Origin of the sequence: Hydrogenophaga bisanensis (genome assembly GCF_042665135.1) — a bacterium.
In the GTDB taxonomy this organism is placed as follows: domain Bacteria; phylum Pseudomonadota; class Gammaproteobacteria; order Burkholderiales; family Burkholderiaceae_C; genus Hydrogenophaga; species Hydrogenophaga bisanensis.
Genome location: NZ_JBHTBX010000006.1, coordinates 105759 through 122500 on the forward strand (window position 1 = coordinate 105759; position 16742 = coordinate 122500).

Below are 16742 nucleotides of genomic sequence, written 5' to 3' on the forward strand. Positions count from 1 at the left end.
CATCTTTCCTGTCTTTCTGGCCACCGCAGTGAGGGGAGGAACCGGCATGGGCTCGATGATCGATTTGGCTTTGCGGCCATGGGCGCATCGTCTGCGCCGCCGCGTCAACCTGCCCGTTCGCCTGACCTGGGGCGACCATGGGCACAGTGGCTTGAGTCTGGGGGACTTTTCGGAGCCCAAGGTCCGCATGCGCGTGCGTGATGCGGCCGCACTGCCCTTGCTGATGCAGCCGACGCTGGAAACCCTCGGTCAGGCCTATGTGGAGGGCCTGATCGATGTCGAGGGTGACCTGCAGGACATCGTGGCCGTGGCGCACGGGTTGGCGGATGCCGCGTCCGTGGATGAACAGGCCGTTGTCCGTCCGAGGCGCCGGGTCGAACACACCCGGGCGCTCGACAGCGACGCCATCCGTTACCACTACGACGTCTCCAACGAGTTCTATGCCCAGTGGCTGGATCCGGCCATGGTGTATTCGTGTGCCTACTTCGAGCGCGGGGACGAATCACTGGCGCTGGCGCAGCAGAAGAAGATCGATCACATCCTCACCAAGCTTCGTCTTCAGCCTGGCCAGCGCCTGCTGGACATCGGGTGTGGCTGGGGGGCACTCGTGATCCGGGCTGCCCAGCAGTTTGGCGCCCGTTGTGTGGGCATCACCTTGTCCGAGAACCAGTACGCGTTGGCGCGCGAGCGCGTGAAGGTGGCAGGCCTGGAAGACCGCGTGGAAATCCGCCTGCAGGACTACCGCGATGTCCCGGACGGTCCCTTCGACCGGGTCACCAGCGTGGGCATGTTCGAACACGTGGGGCTGAATCACCTGGCCGCGTATTTCGGTCAGGTCCGTGCCCTGCTGGCGCCCGATGGCTGGGTCCTCAATCACGGCATCACGAGTTCGGACGCGCACGATGGCGAGGCATCGAAGGGGGCGGGGGGCTTCGTCCACCGCTACGTGTTTCCCCATGGCGAGCTGCCCCACATTGGCACGGTGATGCGCACCATGCAGGAGGGTGGCTTGGAGGTCTTCGATGCCGAAAACCTGCGCCGCCACTACGCCCGAACGGTGGCCCTGTGGAGCGAGGCCTTCGAGGCTCGGCGCGACCGGATACGTGCCCTGGTCGACGACAAGCGCTGGCGCATCTGGCGCGTCTATCTGGCCGGGTGCGCCTGGGCTTTCGAGCAGGACGAGATTGCCCTCTTTCAGGTGCTGTGCCGTCCCGCGCGGCGCAGCGCCGGCGAGATGCCGTGGTCGCGTCGCTGGATGTATGCCAGGGACTGAAGCGAACACCCCCGGCGCCGTAAGATGGCGGCCATGAACCCAGTCCCTCACCTGCCAGCCCATTGGTCCGACCTCACCACCGCCGATTTCGGCCATCTGGACCTGCCGCGGACCATCGCCGTGCTACCGGTGGCCGCCACCGAGCAGCATGGCCCGCACCTGCCCCTCTCGGTGGATGCCACCATTGCGGACGGGATCGTCGCCTGGGCGCTGGATGCCTTGCCGGCGGGCACGCCGGTGCTCATGCTGCCCACGCAGTCGGTGGGCTTCTCGCCCGAGCACGCCCGGTTCGCCGGCACCCTGAGCCTGCGCGCCGAGACCCTGATGCGTGTCTGGACCGAGCTGGGGGAGTGTGTCGCGGCCAGCGGCGTGCGCAAGCTGGTGCTGTTCAACACCCACGGTGGCCAGGTGGGGGCCCTCGATCTGGTGGCGCGCGACCTGCGCGCTCGCCTGGGCATGCTCGTCTACAGCCTCAGCTGGTTCAACCTCCCGCTGCAGGATGAACAGGGGCAGGATGTCAGCGCGCGGTTCAGTGCCGACGAGCATCGCTTTGGCATCCATGCCGGTGACATCGAGACATCGATGATGCTGGCGCTCGCGCCCGAGCGTGTTCGCATGGACCAGGCCGAGCGCTTTGGCTCCACCTCCAGCGAGCGTGCCCGGCAACACGCCATCCTGGGCAATGGCCGCAGTGCCAAGCTGGCCTGGATGATGCAGGACTACAACCGGCAGGGCGCGGTCGGTGATGCGGCTGCCGCCACGGCAGACAAGGGGCTGGCGCTGGTCGGTGCCGCCGGACGTGCGCTGGCCGAACTGCTGCTGGAAATCGATCGCCTGCCTCCGGACACCCTGCGCGAGGACGTCGCCTATCCTGCAGCTTCGCTGACCGACCCGCTCAGGCGTAGGTGATCCAGCTGTCGTAGTCTGGGCCGTCCAGATGCGGCAGCGTGTTGTAAGTCAGCAGCGCATGCCGCTTGGGCGTGAACTGGAACTGGGTGACCGCGCTGTTGCGGATGCGCATGTTCAGGTCGATGGTGGCGTCGGGACTGAGCCCCAGCACATGGCCCATGGCCGTTGAGATCGGCCCGCCGCTGGAGACGATGAGCACATTCTGGCCATGGTGATGGCTGCGCACATGGTCCAGTGCGCCGGTCACACCATGGACGAAATCGGTGTAGCTGGGCATGCCGCGCGGGCTCACGGTCCCGGCCATCCACTGGGCCAGCCCGTCACGAAGCAGCCGGAAATGCTGGCGGTACAGCTCGGGTGTGTCCGGCTTGACCAAGGGGTGCGGGTGGATGGTCTCGATGACCGCGTGGCTGTCGTACTCGTCCAGGCCCGGCCAGACCAGCGGTGCATGGTCCATGCCAGCGCCGCTGGCGATGCCTGCCCAGGTCTGCGCATGACGCCGCAGCGAGCCCGTGATGACCGCGTCGAAACGCAATCCCCGGCTTGCCCAGTACTGGCCCAGCCGCTCGGCCTGGCGCCGGCCCAGATCGCTGAGCTGGTCGTAGTCGTCCGCGCCGAAGGAGGCCTGACCATGACGCACGAGATAGAGAGTTCCCATGGGCCGGCATTCTGTGGGACACGCGGAAGACATCTTTGTCTCGACAGCGACTGTGTGACACGCAGGTGACGGTCACCTCGCGGCGGGATGCTTCGATTACCGCGAACTTTCTTCGTCATTTCGGCGGGTTGTCCAGGCCTCGTCTGTGCTTCAATCGTCCATTCCATGAAGTCCATCCGCCGAGTGTTCCCCCATGCCGATTGATCTGGCGACGTTGCTGGTCGTCAGGCTCGGTATCGACCTCCTGACAGGACTGGGTTTTCTGGCACTCATGAAGCGGTACCCGGCGATCGGCGGTCCCGGCTGGTGGGCTTCGTCTGCGGCGGTGTCCATCGTGGGGGCTGCCGGCCTGATGATGACCGGACAGGTGCCCGCCGCGTGGAGCACCAGCCTGCCGAACGCCATGATGGCGGTCAGTGTGCTGTTCGCCTGGATGGGTTTGCGCAGTTTCCTGGGGCTGTCCCGCCCCATCCATCTGGTCTGGCTTTGCTCTGCCGGCCTGCTGCTCGGGCAGGTGATGCTCCAGGAAGTGTGGGACCTGCCCAAGGTTCGTCAGCTGGTGCTGGTGCTGACGACGGCCGTCATCGCCGCGCTGGCCTATCGCGACATCCGGCGGGCAGATCCTCAGCGGCGGGTCCCCGAACTCCAGGTGGTCAAGTTCTGGTCCTTGCTGGAGGTGGGGGCCATGATCGGCTACGGGATCATGGTGCCGTTGCTGGGCCTGTCGCTGGCCCAGGTACTGCCCGGTCTGATGCTGTTTGCCCTGTTCTCCAAGATGGTGCGGATGATCCTGTATGGCGCACTGGTGTCCTACCGCCTGCGCCAGCTGGCCGATCGTGCCCGGCAGGATCTGCAGACCCGCGAGTCGGATCTGCGCGCACTCATCGAGAACCTGAGCGCGGGACTGATCGTGTACCGGCCTGACCGGTCGATCGCTGACATCAACAGTCTGGCCCGGCGTTTCCTGGGATGGACCGATGACGGGGGCGCTGCCGACCGGTCCCCGTCGCCGCCCGAGCAGTGGCGCATGCTGCGCGAGGACGGGCAGCCCATGCGACGGCATGAAATGCCGTTTGACCGGGTGCTGGCGACGGGTCAGCCGGTGCATGACGTCATCTTCGGTCTGGCCGACAACCAGGGCCAGCCGGTGCGCTGGGCCTTGTGCAACGCGTATCCCGAGAACGATGTCCTGGGCGGCCTGCGGCATGTGGTGTTCACTTTCGTGGACGTCACCAGCCTGCGGCAGGCCCAGCAGCAGCAGCAACGCCTGGCCCAGCAGTTGTCACAGTCCCAGAAGATGGAGGCGCTGGGGACCCTGGCGGGCGGGGTGGCCCACGACTTCAACAACATCCTTGCCGCGATCCTGGGCAATGCCAACCTCGCCCGTCAGGACCTGCAGCCGGGTGCGCCCGCGCGCGAGAGCCTGCACGAGATCAGCAACGCGGCACGGCGGGGTCGCGAACTGGTCCGTCAGATCCTGGCGTTTTCCCGGCAGCAGCCGCTGGAGCGCACGCCCGTCAGGCTCGATGACATCGCCACGGAAACCTCCAACCTGCTGCGCACCGCCTTGCCGCCGCACATTCATCTCACGGTGCGCCACTGCAGCACCTGTCCCATGGTCAGGGCGGACGCCACCCAGATCGGCCAGGTGCTGCTCAACCTGGGGACCAATGCCATTCATGCCCTTCAGGGCAAACCCGGGCGAATCGATCTGGCCATCGACAGGGTCAGGGCGGATGATCCGGCGCTGCCTGCCGAAGTGGCCCAAGTGTGTGTTCAGGATGGCGTCGATGCGGTCAGCATCACCGTCAGCGACACCGGGTGCGGCATGGACGAGGCCACCAGGCAGCGCATCTTCGATCCGTTTTTCACCACCAAACCGGTCGGACAGGGGACCGGTCTCGGGCTGCCTGTGGTTCTGGGCATCGTGCAGGCTCATGGTGGCGCCATCCACGTGAGCAGTGAACCAGGACACGGTTCCACCTTTGTTCTCTACTTTCCCGCCACCCACCTGGACACACCGGTCCCGCATGCCGGCACAATGTCCGCAGATCCTCCTGCCGGCGATCCGCCGGAAGGGGCCGTTTCCGAGGAGATTCCCCCCATGACCACGCCACCTGCGACGGCCGCTGGCCACGTGCTGTACCTCGACGACGATGACACCCTGGTGTTTCTGGTCCGTCGCCTCCTGCAGCGCAGGGGCTATGAGGTCTCTGCCTTTTGTGACCAGAAGGAGGCCATCGACGCGGTGCGGGCCAACCCCCAGGGATTCGATCTCCTGCTGACCGACTACAACATGCCGGGCATGTCCGGCATCGATGTGGCCCGGGAAGTCCTGGCCATCAACCCCCGGCTGACGGTGGCGGTGGCCTCGGGCTACATCAACGAGGAACTCGAGCAAAAGGCGGCAGAGGTCGGCGTGCGCGAGGTGGTGTTCAAGACCGATGCCATCGAATCCTTTTGCGACGTCGTCCAGCGGCTGGTCCAGCCTTCGGCGGCCTGAGGGACGGGCCTCAGTCTTTTGCCAGTACTCCTGAGAGCACGCTCGCGTCCACGTTGCTGCCGCTGAGGACGGTGCCCACCACCTGCCCGCGCAGCCGTCCACGCTCCTGCCACGCTGCCGCGAAGCTTGCCGCTCCGGCACCTTCGGCGACATTGTGCGTGTCGGCGTAGATGGCGCGCATGGCGGCGGCCACCTCCTCGTCGCTCACCTTCACCACGTGATCGAGGTGCGGCCGGAGCACCGACAGGGCATCGGCATCAGCCAGCCGGCAAGCCATGCCATCGGCCAGCACGGTGCTCACCGCGGAAGGCACCACCTGGCCCGCTGCCAGGGAATCCGCATAGGTCGTGGCATGGGCGCTGACGACACCCACGATACGCACACGGTGGCCGAGTGCCAGCTTGGCGGCAATCGCGGAGCACGCCCCCGAACCCAGCCCGATCGGCACATAGGCCACGTCCATGTCGGGCACGGCGCGCAGGAATTCCCACCAGTACGTGCTCACTCCCGACAGCAGATCGGTGTGGAAGCTGGGCACCATGTGGGCCTGGCGTGACTGGGCCAGTTGCTGCGCGTGCTCGCGGCTGGCCTGAAAGTCTTCGCCATGTTCGATCAGTTCGACGCCCAGGGCCCTCATGGCGGCGTTCTTTTCAGCAGAGTTGCCCTGGGGAACCACAATCGCACACGCAATGCCGTGCGAACGGGCCGCCCAGCCGATGCTCTGGCCGTGGTTGCCGCGCGTGGCGCTGACCACCGCGCGTGGCAACTGGCCTCGCCGGCGCAGGGCGTCGAAGTAGGTCAACCCTCCGCGGATCTTGAATGCACCGACCGGCGTGTGGTTCTCGTGCTTGACCCAGCAGTCGGTGCCCAGGCGCTGGCTCAGCAGCGCCCAACGGTACTGGGGTGTGGGGGCGAATTCGCGGTACACCACCTCGGCGGCGGCTTCGATATCGCGAAGGGAAGGCAGGCTCATGCAGGTTCCTGGTGGGAGAGTGTCAGCGGCGTGCCCGGGGCGGACGTGAGCTGAACCTGCAACGCAGGCTGCCCCGTTTCCACCGTCACGTGGTCCAGGCCAATGGCGTTCAATGCCGCTCTCAGGAGAGGCGCCTGCGGGTGTTGCAGATGCAGGCTCACCAGACCCAGAACGGGGGCAGGCATCTGGTCGGCGGGATGCACCGGTCCCCACTGGATCAGGGTGGGCAGCGTGCCATGGAGCAGACGTTGCCCGTCGTCACGCACGGCAATGCGCCAGCGCAAAAGCCCCTCGGGCGTCGGGCGGGAGGCCTCGATCACCGGGCCCCGGTCAATGCCCAGGCGACGCCAGGCGGCGCAGGCCGCGTCGATGTCGGGGACGCTTGCCACCCAGTGGATCAACTGGGGACCTTGCCGGTCCAACTGGTCCCGGAGGGTCGGGTCATCCAGATCAAACCAGCGCCGCAGCGGGGCGGCACGCGCTGGTGTGGCCTGCGGATCGATCGCGATGATTTCCAGATAGACCTGCCGATGGTCGTTCGATGACAGTCGCAGCAGGCGGTTGTGCGTGCCGAACAGCGCATGCGAGCCGCCGGGTCCGGGTGTCAGCCCCAGTGTGGCTTCGCACCAGGCAATGCCTTCTTCCAGCGTTGACGCGGCGACCACCAAATGGTCGATGCGCGCGTGCAGATCGATGGTCACAGTCGCACCCGCCCGTCGAAGCAGGTCACCGAGTTGCCGCCCACCCAGATCGCCCCGTCCCGGTCGCGCTCAATGTGTATCCGCCCCTGGCGTGCCAATGCCGTACCCTGCGCGGCCACATAGCGCTCGGGCGCCAGGCCTGCATCCATCAGCCACTGAGCCAGAGCCGCGTTCAGGCTGCCGGTCACCGGGTCCTCGGTCAGGCCGTTGTTGCCCGGAAAAAAGGCCCGCACCTCGAACTGCGTGTCGCCCGTGTCTTGCCGGCCGACCACGCCGACCTTGCCGCGCGGCCCTACGACGCCAACGTCCAGACCGTCGAGGATGGTCGCGTCGGGCCGGAGCGCCAGTACCTGCTCGGCGCTGCGCAGCATCACGCCGCGCCAGTTGGGGCCGTTGTCGCACCAGGCGTGCGCGGCGATGTCCTCGCGCGTCACACCCAGGCCGCGGGCGATGAGCTGCACGTCGGCTTCGTCGAGTGGTCCGCTCTTGATCAGCGGCGGTGCCGCGAACGCTAGCCGCCCGCCGTCACGCCGAATCTTCACCAGCCCCACACCGCATTCCTGCACCACGTGCTCGCCGCGTGGCACGCCGCCGGCTTCCAGCCAGGCGTGGCAGCTGCCCAGTGTGGGGTGACCGGCAAAGGGCAGCTCGCGGCCCGGGCAGAAGATGCGCACGCGGTAGTCGGCGCCCTTTGCCGCACCTTCGGGCGTGGGCGGCAGCAGGAAGGTGCACTCCGACAGGTTGGTCCAGTTCGTGAAGTGCTGCATCTCGGCCGTCGAGAGACCGCTGCCGTCCAGCACCACGGCCAGCGGGTTGCCGCGGTAAGGGGTGGCGGTGAAGACGTCGACCTGCTTGAAAGGACGTTGCTGCATGGGGGCTCTCCGGGATCAGGACAGGGTCAGGTCTAGCACGCCGCGGCTGGCGGGCAGGGCCAGCCACTGCGCGTACCAGCGTTCGAGGTGCGGCCAGGCCGGGCGCGGCCGCGGCAGGCCCCACCAGCGGTGCACCTCGCAGGCGATGGGGATGTCGGCCATGGTCAGCGCGTCGCCCGCCATGAAGGGCTGGCGCGCAAGGTGCTCGTCGAGCTGCGCGAACAGCGGCTCGGTCGCGGCCACCGAGGCGGCGATGACGGCCGGGTCGCGCTGCGCCTCGGGCGTGCGGATCAGCTGCTTGAACCCGGGGCTGCCGGCCGGGTTGAGCGTGGTCTGCTGCCAGTCCATCCAGCGCTCGGCATCGGCTCGGCGCTGCAGGTCCTGCGGGTACAGCGGTGAGCCTTCACGGGCACACAGGTAGCGTACGATGGCGTTCGACTCCCAGAGCGTGAAGTCTCCGTCCTCCAGCAGCGGCACCAGGCCGTTGGGGTTCTTGGAGCGGTAGTCCGGCGTGTTCACCACGCCGTAGGACAGTCCCGCATCGATGCGCTCGAAGTCAAGTCCGAGCGCCTGCGCGCACAGCACAACCTTGCGCACATTGATCGAACTCAGCCGGCCCCAGATGCGTAGCATGGTTTCAGCCTTTCACTGCTTCACGGATGGTGTCCGCCAGGGCCTTGATGCCGATGCGGATCTGTTCCTCGCTTGCGGTCACGAAGGACAGGCGCAGGGCGCGCGGGTCCGGATCGGACGCGAAGAAGGCAGCACCGGGCACGAAGGCCAAGCCCTTGTCCACTGCATTGGGCAGCAGTTCGATGGCGTTCAGGCCGGCGGGCAGCCGTGCCCACAGGAACATGCCTCCGTCGGGCGAGTTCCATTGCACGTCCAGACCTGCCATTTCGTGGGTCAGCGCGTCCAGCATCACCTCGCACTGGTGCTTGTAGAGCGCGCGGATGGTGGGCACGTGGCGGTCGAGGAAGCCGTCCTTGAGTACCTCGGCGACCATGCGCTGGTTGAAGCTGGGGCTGTGCAGGTCGGCCGCCTGCTTGGCCTGCAGCAGCTTGGGCATGATGGCCTTGGGCGCGACCACGTAGCCCAGGCGAAGACCGGGCGCCAGCACCTTGGAGAACGAGCCCAGGTAGATACCACCTTCGGGGTTGCGCGCGGTCAGCGGCTTCGGCGGCGGCTGATCGAACCACAGGTCGCCGTACGGGTTGTCCTCGACAATGGGCAGCCCGATGCGCCGAGCGGTGTCCACCAGAGCCTGGCGCCGCGCCTCGCTCATGGTGCGGCCGGTCGGGTTCTGGAAGTTGGGCAGCACGTACAGGAAGCGCGCGCCGGGGGCCTTCTTTGCCAGGTCGTCCACGTCGATGCCTTCCGCATCGCTCTGCACCCCAACGATGGCCGGCTCCATGGGTGTGAAGGCCTGCAGCGCGCCCAGATAGGTGGGCGTTTCCACCAGCACCGTGCTGTCCTGATCGATCAGCACCTTGGCCACCAGGTCGAGACCTTGCTGGCTGCCGGTGGTGATCAGCACCTGGTCCGGACTCACGTCCCATGGCAGCTGGCCGGCGATCCACTCGCGCAGCGCTGGCAGGCCCTCGCTGGAGGCGTACTGCAGTGCCGCAGGGCCGTCGGTGCGCAATACCGTCTCGCAGGCGGCAGCGAAGGCTTCGACCGGAAAGGTCCTGGCCGAGGGAAGGCCGCCGGCAAAGCTGATGATGCCGGGCTTCTCGGTCACCTTGAGGATCTCGCGGATCACCGACGGGTTCATCTTGTGGGCGCGTTGCGCGAGTGTCCATGGGGTGGTGGTCAAGGCAGACTCCTCAAGGTTTGGCAGGGGGCAAAGGGGCAGGTGCGGCCAGGCGCCGGCCCATGAACACGGTGGCGACCACCGCCAGGGCAAAGCCCAGCGTGATCAGATCAAGCGACTCGCCCAGCAGCGGCACGGCCGCCAGAATGCTGACAAAAGGCTGCAGAAGTTGTGTCTGGCTCACGCGCAGTGCACCGCCGAGAGCCAGCCCGCGGAACCAGGCGAAAAAGCCGGCCCACATGGAAAATACGCCGACATAGCCCAGTGCCAGCCAGGCGGACAGGGCAATCGGCCGGTCGGGCCAGGTCAGCAAGGCGCCAGGCACGGTGACCGGCAGCGCCATGACGCAGACCCAGCTGATCACGCGCTCCGCGCCCAGCGTCGGCGTGACCTGGGCGCCGCCCACATACCCCAGCGAGGCCGCCAGCACCGCGCCGACCAGCAGCGCGTCGGCCCATTCCAGGGCGAATCCGTTTCCGGATTGTGCGGCACGGAGCAGGCTGTAGACCACCACCAGCGCGCTGCCCAGACCGGCGAACAGCCAGAAGCCCAGCCGCGCCCGCTGATGCAGCAGCCAGGCAGCGATGGCCGCGGTGGCCAGCGGCAGCAGGGCGGTGATGACCGCCGCGTGACTGGCGGTTACATGGCGCAGCGCCCAACCCAGGAGCAGTGGATAGCCGATGGCATTGCCCGCCAGCGAGAGCAGCAGAGGGCCGCGCTCGGCGGGCATCGGCAGCCGCGATCGTGTGACCAGCAGGTAGGCCGCGGACAGTCCACCGGCCAGCGCCGCGCGAGCCCAGGTCACGAACCAGGGCGAGAGTTGCGGGGCTTCGGCAGTGCCGGTGGCCAGCCGCGTCATCGGCAAGGTCAGCGCGAACACCACCACGCCCAGGAGGCCCAGCCAGAGCCCGAGCGTGGTGTCGGACAGTCGCGTTGCCGGCAGTGCGATGGGCTGGCTCATGCGCCCACCTTGCCATTCAGACCGGCACCGCCAGCCACCATCCACACCGCGGTGAGCACCAGCGCCAGGGACATCATCCGGTTGAATGCCTGCAGACGCGCACCGGTCGCCTGACCGTCCACCACCGGCCCGGCCAGCCAATGCCGCAGCAGCGATCCCACCAGCGCATAGCTGAAATTGCTGAAGAACGCGTACGCCAGCAACACCGGCAGCACCGCCGCATAACGCGCCATGGCGTCGGCGTGTCCGGCAATCCAGCCCGCCACGATAGACAGCGCCAGCATCCAGGCCTTGATGTTGAGGAACTGCAGGCCCACGCCTTGCCAGAAGCCCACGTTCAGGCGCGCCGGGTCCGCTTGCGACATGGACCGGCTGCCCCACAGGCGCCGTGCCAGCCAGAGCAGGTAGCCGGTGCCGCCCAGCAGGATGGCCCAGCGCAGCACCGGCACCGCCATCACCAGGGCACCCACCCCGGCGGTGCAGAGCGTGAACAGCAGCCCCCAGCCCACCGGCACGGCCACGATGAAGCGCAGCGCACGCCGAAGGCCGAAGTTCGCCGCCAACGCGGTCGACAGCGTGGTGTTGGGGCCGGGCGTGAAGCTGGTGGCGGTGGCCAGCACCAGCAGGGCGCTGAACTCGGTGGCGTTCATCGAAGGATCGGGCGGGCTTGTGTGTCCATGGGATTCACTGTAATCTTTCTGACCATACACAAACCATACAGATGTCCGGGTCACGGATGTGATCTGTGTGGTTTCTTCGGTCCATACAGCGATGCTCGACGCCACTTTCACCCACGATGCCCAAGAGCCCGGCCTCCAGGCGTCGGCCCTGACGCGCACCTCCGCCCGGACCTTGACCGAGCAACTGGCCGAGCGGTTTGCCAGCCGCATCCGGGACCGCCTGCTCCCGCCGGGTGCGCGCTTGCCCAGCGTCCGCCAGTGTGCGCTCCAGCACGACCTCAACCCCTCGACGGTGGTGGCTGCCTATGACCAGCTCATCGCCCAAGGGCTGATCGAGGCGCGCCGCAACCGGGGGTTTTTTGTCCGGGAGCGTTTGTCTCAGGCTCGCCCGGGGGCGGGCAGCACTTCACCGGCCGATCTGTCACGGATGACCGCCCCGGTCAGCGCCGCCACCCTCATTCGTGGCATGTTTCACCCTTCGGGCGGCAAGCCGCAGCCAGGCATGGGTGTGCTCCCGCCGCAGTGGCTTGAATCGCCGTTCATGGCCTCGGCGGTTCGCAAGGTCACCTCCGCCGGGGTCCTGGCAGACAGCTCGCTTCGTTACGGTGAACCCTTGGGGGACGCCCACCTGCGTCGCGTGCTGAGCCAGCGCCTGCAGGACATGGGCATGCCCGCAGACCCGTCGCACATCATCACCACCGTGGGCGCCACCCACGCCCTGGACATTGTCAGCCGGACGCTGCTCAAGCCCGGTGACGCGGTGATGGTCGAAGAGCCCGGCTGGGCGGTCGAATTCGCTCGCCTGGATGCCCTGGGCATGCGCATCCTTCCAGTTCCCAGGGGCGCATCCGGGCCCGATCTGGCCGTGATGGCGCGGTACTGCGAGGCACATTCTCCCCGCCTGTTTGTCAGCGTGAGTGTGCTGCACAACCCCACCGGCTACAGCCTGTCGCCAGGCGCGGCACATCGTGTGTTGCAACTGGCGCAGCAGCACGATTTCCACATCGTCGAGGACGACACCTACGGCCACATCGCGCCGGAGCATGCCACCCGCATGAGTGTGCTGGACGGGCTGCAGCGCACGTTCTATGTGAGCGGTTTCGCCAAGATCCTGGCCCCCAACTGGCGCGTGGGCTACCTGGCATCTCCGCCGGCCTGGACCGAGCGCCTGCTCGACACGAAGCTTCTGGCCACGCTCACCACACCCAGTCTGCTGGAGCGCGCGATGGCCCATTGCATCGAGCAGGGGCAGTTGCGCCGACATGCCGAGCGCATCCGCCTGCGCCTGGATGTTGCCCGGGAACGCAGCGTCAAGCTGGCCCAGGCCGCTGGCTGCCGCTTCGTGGCCGAGCCCGCCGGCCTCTTCGGCTGGGTGGACACGGGTGTCGATACCGAGCCGCTGGCCCAGCGCCTGCTCGACGAAGGCTACCTGATTGCGCCCGGCGCACTGTTCCATGCCGCGCGGGCGCCCAGCACCCTCATGCGCATCAACTTTGCCACCACCCAGGAGGCCGCGTTCTGGCGGGTCTTCAGTCGCCTGCGCGGGTCGTCGGCCTGACCACCTGGAGCAGGGCGTCGTCGATGGCCACGGCCTCGCTTTCCAGCAAGGGCAGGGCCCTCGCAAACAGCTGCCAGTCCTCCGACCGTGCCGCCAGCTCCAGTCCCTTGGCCAGTCGCGCGCCGCGTTCGGCGGTCATGCTGCCCAGCGATCCCGCCAGTCCATGTGCGTGCGCCACCGCCACGTCCCTGTTCCTGTCGGCAAGGGCGGTGCGCAAGGCGCCCAGGCGCTGGCTCAGATCGGTGCGCATGGCGGCCGCCAGCTGAGTCAGGGTCTCCTGGTTGTGGTCGAGTCGCCGCAGCAACTTGTCCAGGTCCATCGGTCCGGGTCGGGCCGGGATGGTGGGCGAGGCAGGCGGCGGTGCCGGCTGCCGGGCCCGGATGGCCGGTAAAACCGCCTCCATCGCCAGCACCAGGGCCGAGGGGCTGACGGGTTTGCTGAGGTAACCGTCCATCCCCGCGGACAGGCACGCCTGCCGGTCGCCATCCATGGCGTTGGCGGTCACGGCAATGATGGGCGTGCGACCGCGACCCGTGGCCGCTTCCTTGGCACGGATGCGCTCGGTGGCATCCATGCCCGAGACCCTCGGCATCTGCACGTCCATCAGCACCACATCCACCGGCTGCGCCTCCCATTGCGAGACGGCCTCTGCCCCGTCGCGCGCGTTGTGGACGACGCATCCCAGCCGCTGCAGCCACTGGTTCATCAGCAGTTCATTGACCGGGTTGTCTTCTGCCACCAGCACCCGGATGTCCGCAAACCGGCGACCGGCGCCCCGGATGGCATCGACATCCTCATGCACTTGGTCAGTGGGAAGATCCTGTGTATCTCGGCCGTCTTCTTCGAGGGGCAAGGTCACCGTGAACGTGCTGCCCATGCCCAATTCACTTTCCAGATCGATGCGCCCACCCATCAGCCTGACCAGCCGGGCGCAGATGGTCAGGCCCAGACCACTGCCGCCATAGCGACGCGCGGTCGACGAGTCGGCCTGCGTGAACGCCTCAAAGATCCGCGCTTGGTGTTTGGGGGCAATCCCCACGCCACTGTCCTGCACCTGCAATCGCAGCGTCTTGCCGCCTCGCACATCTGCTTGTGAGGCGGCTGACAGGCGGATCCGCCCGCCTTTCGGCGTGAACTTGAGGGCGTTCGACAGCAGGTTGCCCAGCACCTGGCGAAGCCTTCCGGGATCACCCACCACCCACTGCGGCAGATCACCGGCCACGGCCAACGTCCACTGGACCGACCGGGCACGAGCCTGGTTTTCGTATAGGGCGCCCACCTCCTGCAACGTCCTGGGCAACTCGTAGCGCACACGCTCGACATCCATCTTGCCCGCCTCGATGCGCGAGAGGTCCAGCACGTCGTTGAGCATGTTCAGCAGGGTGTGGGCCGAGCTGTCCATCAGTTCCAGCCAGCTGCGCTGCTCCGCATTCACCGGCGAATCCATCAGCAACTGCGTCAGGCCCATCAGCGCGTTGAGCGGCGTGCGGATTTCGTGGCTGGTGTTGGCCAGGAACTCGGTCTTGGCCCGGTTGGCCTGCTCGGCCTGGTCGCGGGCGCGCTGCATGTCGGCCTCGATCCGCTTGCGCTCGCTGATGTCGGCCAGCGTTCCCATCAGACGCAGCGGACGGCCCTGACTGTCGTGTTCGGCCACCATGCCGTGGCTCTCCACCCAGATCCAGCCATCGCCACTGCGAACGCGATACTCGCTGACCAGTTTCGTGGGGCGGACCTCGGCCAGCTTTTTGGACGCCGCTTCAATGCGCGATCGATCGTCCGGATGGATCCGGTCCATCAGCGTGTCATAAGCCCAGTAGCCGTCGATGGCCACGTCGCCGATCATCTCGCCCCATCGGGCGGTCATGAAGATCTGGGGGGACTTCAGGTGCCAGTCCCACAGGGCCAAGCCTGCGGCCTCCACCGCCAGCTGCAGTCTCTCTCTCGATTCATCCAGCGCCTCTTCAGCCAGCAGACGGCTGTTGGCCTCCCGATGCACCGAACTGCGCAGGCGATCGAGCTCCGCGTTCTGGCGGTCGATTTCGTCCAGCAGCTGGTGCGTGCGCTGACGCTCCAGCTCCAGCTCGTCGCGGGCCCTCTGCAGGTCCAGCGCGAGCCGCTGCGGGGAGTGCGGCGAGTTTGCAGAGGTGTTCATGGGGTCTGCTCGATACCGGCCATCACCGCGCCTGCAAGGCCTCGTAACGCTCCATGGCCGTCATCCATTCCTCCTCGACCTGAGCATGCCGGCTGGCCAGTTCGGCCGCCCGCGCCGGATCTGCCGAATAGATCTGGCCATCCTGGAGTATCCGGTCGAGCTCGGCCTGCTCTTTCTCCAGCTGCTCGATCTGCGCTGGCAAGGCCTCCAGCTCGCGCTGTTCCTTGTAGGAAAGCTTGCGACGACTCGCGGACGTTGTGCCGGTCGCAGGTGCAGGGGAGGTTGCGGGTACTTGCGTCGGGCGTTCCTGCTCCTTGTCTCTCGATGTGACCGCTTGCGCCCGCGCCGATTGGGTCAACCAGTCCTCCACATCGCCGACAAACTCGCGCCAGCGTCCATCACCTTCTGCCACCAGCGTGCTGGTCACCACGTTGTTGAGGAATCGCCGGTCATGGCTCACCAGGAACACGGTGCCCTCGTACTGCTGCAGGAGTTCTTCCAGCAGCTCCAGCGTGTCGATGTCCAGATCGTTGGTGGGCTCGTCCAGCACCAGCACATTGGCAGGGCGGGCAAACAGGCGGGCCAGCAACAGCCGGTTGCGCTCCCCGCCCGACAGGGTCCTGACCGGGGCATTGGCCCGGGCCGGCGAAAACAGGAAATCACCCAGGTAGCTGCGCACATGGGTCCGGCGCTGGCCAATCTCGATCCATTCGCTGCCCGGGCTGATGAAGTCTTCCAGCGTGGCCTCGGGGTCGATCTGTTCCCGCATCTGGTCAAAATACGCGACGGTCAGATTGCTGCCGCGGCGAACCGTGCCCTCGTCAGGCTCCATCACACCCAGGATCAGCTTCAGCAGAGTCGTCTTTCCTGCGCCATTGGGTCCGATCAGGCCGACCTTGTCCCCCCGCAGGATCGTGGTCGAGAAGTCGCGCACGATCACCCTGGGGCTGCCGTCTTCCCGGGCAAAGGACTTCGAGACATGTTCTAGCTCTGCCACGATCTTTCCGCTGGCTGACCCGGTCGCAACCTCCATGCGGACCTGCCCGACCGTCTCGCGCCGCTGGGCACGCCGGGCCCGCAGGGCCTCCAGACGGTTGATGCGGCCTTGTGCCCGCGTGCGACGCGCTTCCACACCCTTTCGGATCCAGACTTCCTCCTGTGCCAGCAGTTTGTCCGCGCGCGCGTTAACCACCGCTTCCTGCGCCAGTTGTTCTTCTTTCAGGGCCTGGTAGCGGGCAAAGTTGCCCGGGAAGCTGAGCAGCTTGCCCCGATCGAGTTCGACGATGCGTGTGGTGACACCATCCAGAAAGGCCCGGTCGTGGCTGATCACCACCACCGAGCCCTTGAACTCCTGCAACAGGCCTTCCAGCCACGCAATGCTGTCCAGATCCAGGTGGTTCGTGGGTTCATCCAGCAGCAGCACATCGGGCCGGCTCACCAGAGCCTGGGCCAGCGCCACGCGCTTTCGATTGCCCCCCGACAAGGTCCCGACCACCACCGCCGGGTCCAGATGCAGCCGCTGGAGCGTCTCCTCCACGCGTTGCTCCCAGTTCCATCCATCCAGCGCCTCGATCCGGGTCTGCAGGGCATCCAGGTCGACCTCTGCGTCGCCGCTGAGGTACTGTTCACGCAGTGCCCGCACCTCGGCCACCCCGGCACCTGCTGCCTCGAACACGGTCATCTCTGGAG

14 protein-coding genes (1 of these 14 only partly in view) are annotated in these 16742 nt (G+C 67.0%); 4 read left to right on the top strand and 10 right to left on the bottom strand.

The window, feature by feature from the left end; translation table 11 throughout:
* Positions 1-55 precede the first annotated feature (55 nt).
* Positions 56-1273 carry a class I SAM-dependent methyltransferase gene (locus ACFQNJ_RS10480; protein ID WP_382257215.1) on the top strand — a complete coding sequence of 406 codons (1218 nt, stop codon included), beginning with the start codon at positions 56-58 and terminating at the stop codon, positions 1271-1273.
* Positions 1274-1306: 33 nt separating this feature from the next.
* The gene (locus ACFQNJ_RS10485; RefSeq protein ID WP_382256880.1) at positions 1307-2182 is read left to right on the top strand and encodes a creatininase family protein; all 876 of its coding nucleotides are present in this window, start codon (positions 1307-1309) and stop codon (positions 2180-2182) included.
* Here the strand turns inward: ACFQNJ_RS10485 and ACFQNJ_RS10490 are convergent.
* Positions 2169-2840: a histidine phosphatase family protein gene (locus ACFQNJ_RS10490; protein ID WP_382256883.1), complete on the bottom strand. Its 672-nt coding sequence runs from the start codon at positions 2838-2840 to the stop codon at positions 2169-2171. The genes ACFQNJ_RS10485 and ACFQNJ_RS10490 overlap by 14 nt on opposite strands.
* 193 nt (positions 2841-3033) lie before the next feature.
* Here ACFQNJ_RS10490 and ACFQNJ_RS10495 point away from each other — a divergent pair, with 193 nt between their 5' ends.
* Positions 3034-5343, top strand: a complete 2310-nt coding sequence (locus ACFQNJ_RS10495; protein ID WP_382256886.1) for a hybrid sensor histidine kinase/response regulator — start codon at positions 3034-3036, stop codon at positions 5341-5343.
* A 10-nt stretch (positions 5344-5353) separates the two neighbouring features.
* Here the strand turns inward: ACFQNJ_RS10495 and ACFQNJ_RS10500 are convergent, their stop codons facing one another.
* The 7 genes from ACFQNJ_RS10500 to ACFQNJ_RS10530 are packed head-to-tail and all read right to left on the bottom strand — an operon-like array spanning position 5354 to position 11313.
* Positions 5354-6316, bottom strand: coding sequence for a threonine dehydratase (locus ACFQNJ_RS10500; RefSeq protein ID WP_382256889.1), 963 nt, complete (start codon positions 6314-6316; stop codon positions 5354-5356).
* Positions 6313-7005 (bottom strand): VOC family protein, encoded by a 693-nt coding sequence (locus tag ACFQNJ_RS10505; protein WP_382257218.1) that lies wholly within the window; start codon positions 7003-7005, stop codon positions 6313-6315. Before ACFQNJ_RS10505 ends, ACFQNJ_RS10500 begins: the two co-directional genes overlap by 4 nt.
* Before the next feature lie 8 nt (positions 7006-7013).
* Positions 7014-7889, bottom strand: a complete 876-nt coding sequence (locus ACFQNJ_RS10510; RefSeq protein ID WP_382256892.1) for a PhzF family phenazine biosynthesis protein — start codon at positions 7887-7889, stop codon at positions 7014-7016.
* A gap of 15 nt (positions 7890-7904) precedes the next feature.
* Positions 7905-8522 carry a glutathione S-transferase family protein gene (locus ACFQNJ_RS10515; protein WP_382256895.1) on the bottom strand — a complete coding sequence of 206 codons (618 nt, stop codon included), beginning with the start codon at positions 8520-8522 and terminating at the stop codon, positions 7905-7907.
* A gap of 4 nt (positions 8523-8526) precedes the next feature.
* Positions 8527-9663, bottom strand: coding sequence for an aminotransferase-like domain-containing protein (locus tag ACFQNJ_RS10520; protein ID WP_382257221.1), 1137 nt, complete (start codon positions 9661-9663; stop codon positions 8527-8529).
* Between the two features lie 52 nt (positions 9664-9715).
* On the bottom strand, positions 9716-10663 hold the full coding sequence (locus ACFQNJ_RS10525) for a DMT family transporter (protein ID WP_382256898.1): 948 nt from the start codon (positions 10661-10663) through the stop codon (positions 9716-9718).
* Complete coding sequence (locus ACFQNJ_RS10530) at positions 10660-11313, bottom strand: LysE family translocator (protein WP_382256901.1); 654 nt, start codon at positions 11311-11313, stop codon at positions 10660-10662. Before ACFQNJ_RS10530 ends, ACFQNJ_RS10525 begins: the two co-directional genes overlap by 4 nt.
* A 121-nt stretch (positions 11314-11434) precedes the next feature.
* Here ACFQNJ_RS10530 and ACFQNJ_RS10535 point away from each other — a divergent pair, with 121 nt between their 5' ends.
* Positions 11435-12901 (top strand): aminotransferase-like domain-containing protein, encoded by a 1467-nt coding sequence (locus ACFQNJ_RS10535; protein WP_382256904.1) that lies wholly within the window; start codon positions 11435-11437, stop codon positions 12899-12901.
* Here the strand turns inward: ACFQNJ_RS10535 and ACFQNJ_RS10540 are convergent.
* Together ACFQNJ_RS10540 and abc-f are read right to left on the bottom strand one after the other, a co-directional pair.
* A complete protein-coding gene (locus ACFQNJ_RS10540; protein WP_382256907.1) occupies positions 12873-15053 on the bottom strand; it encodes an ATP-binding protein in 2181 nt (726 codons plus the stop codon). The genes ACFQNJ_RS10535 and ACFQNJ_RS10540 overlap by 29 nt on opposite strands.
* 22 nt (positions 15054-15075) lie before the next feature.
* A protein-coding gene (abc-f, locus tag ACFQNJ_RS10545) for a ribosomal protection-like ABC-F family protein (protein ID WP_382256910.1) crosses the window boundary here: on the bottom strand, positions 15076-16742 show its 3' portion. Its footprint extends 232 nt past the window's final position; only the last 1667 of its 1899 coding nucleotides appear in the window; its start codon lies beyond the right edge, outside the window; its stop codon occupies positions 15076-15078.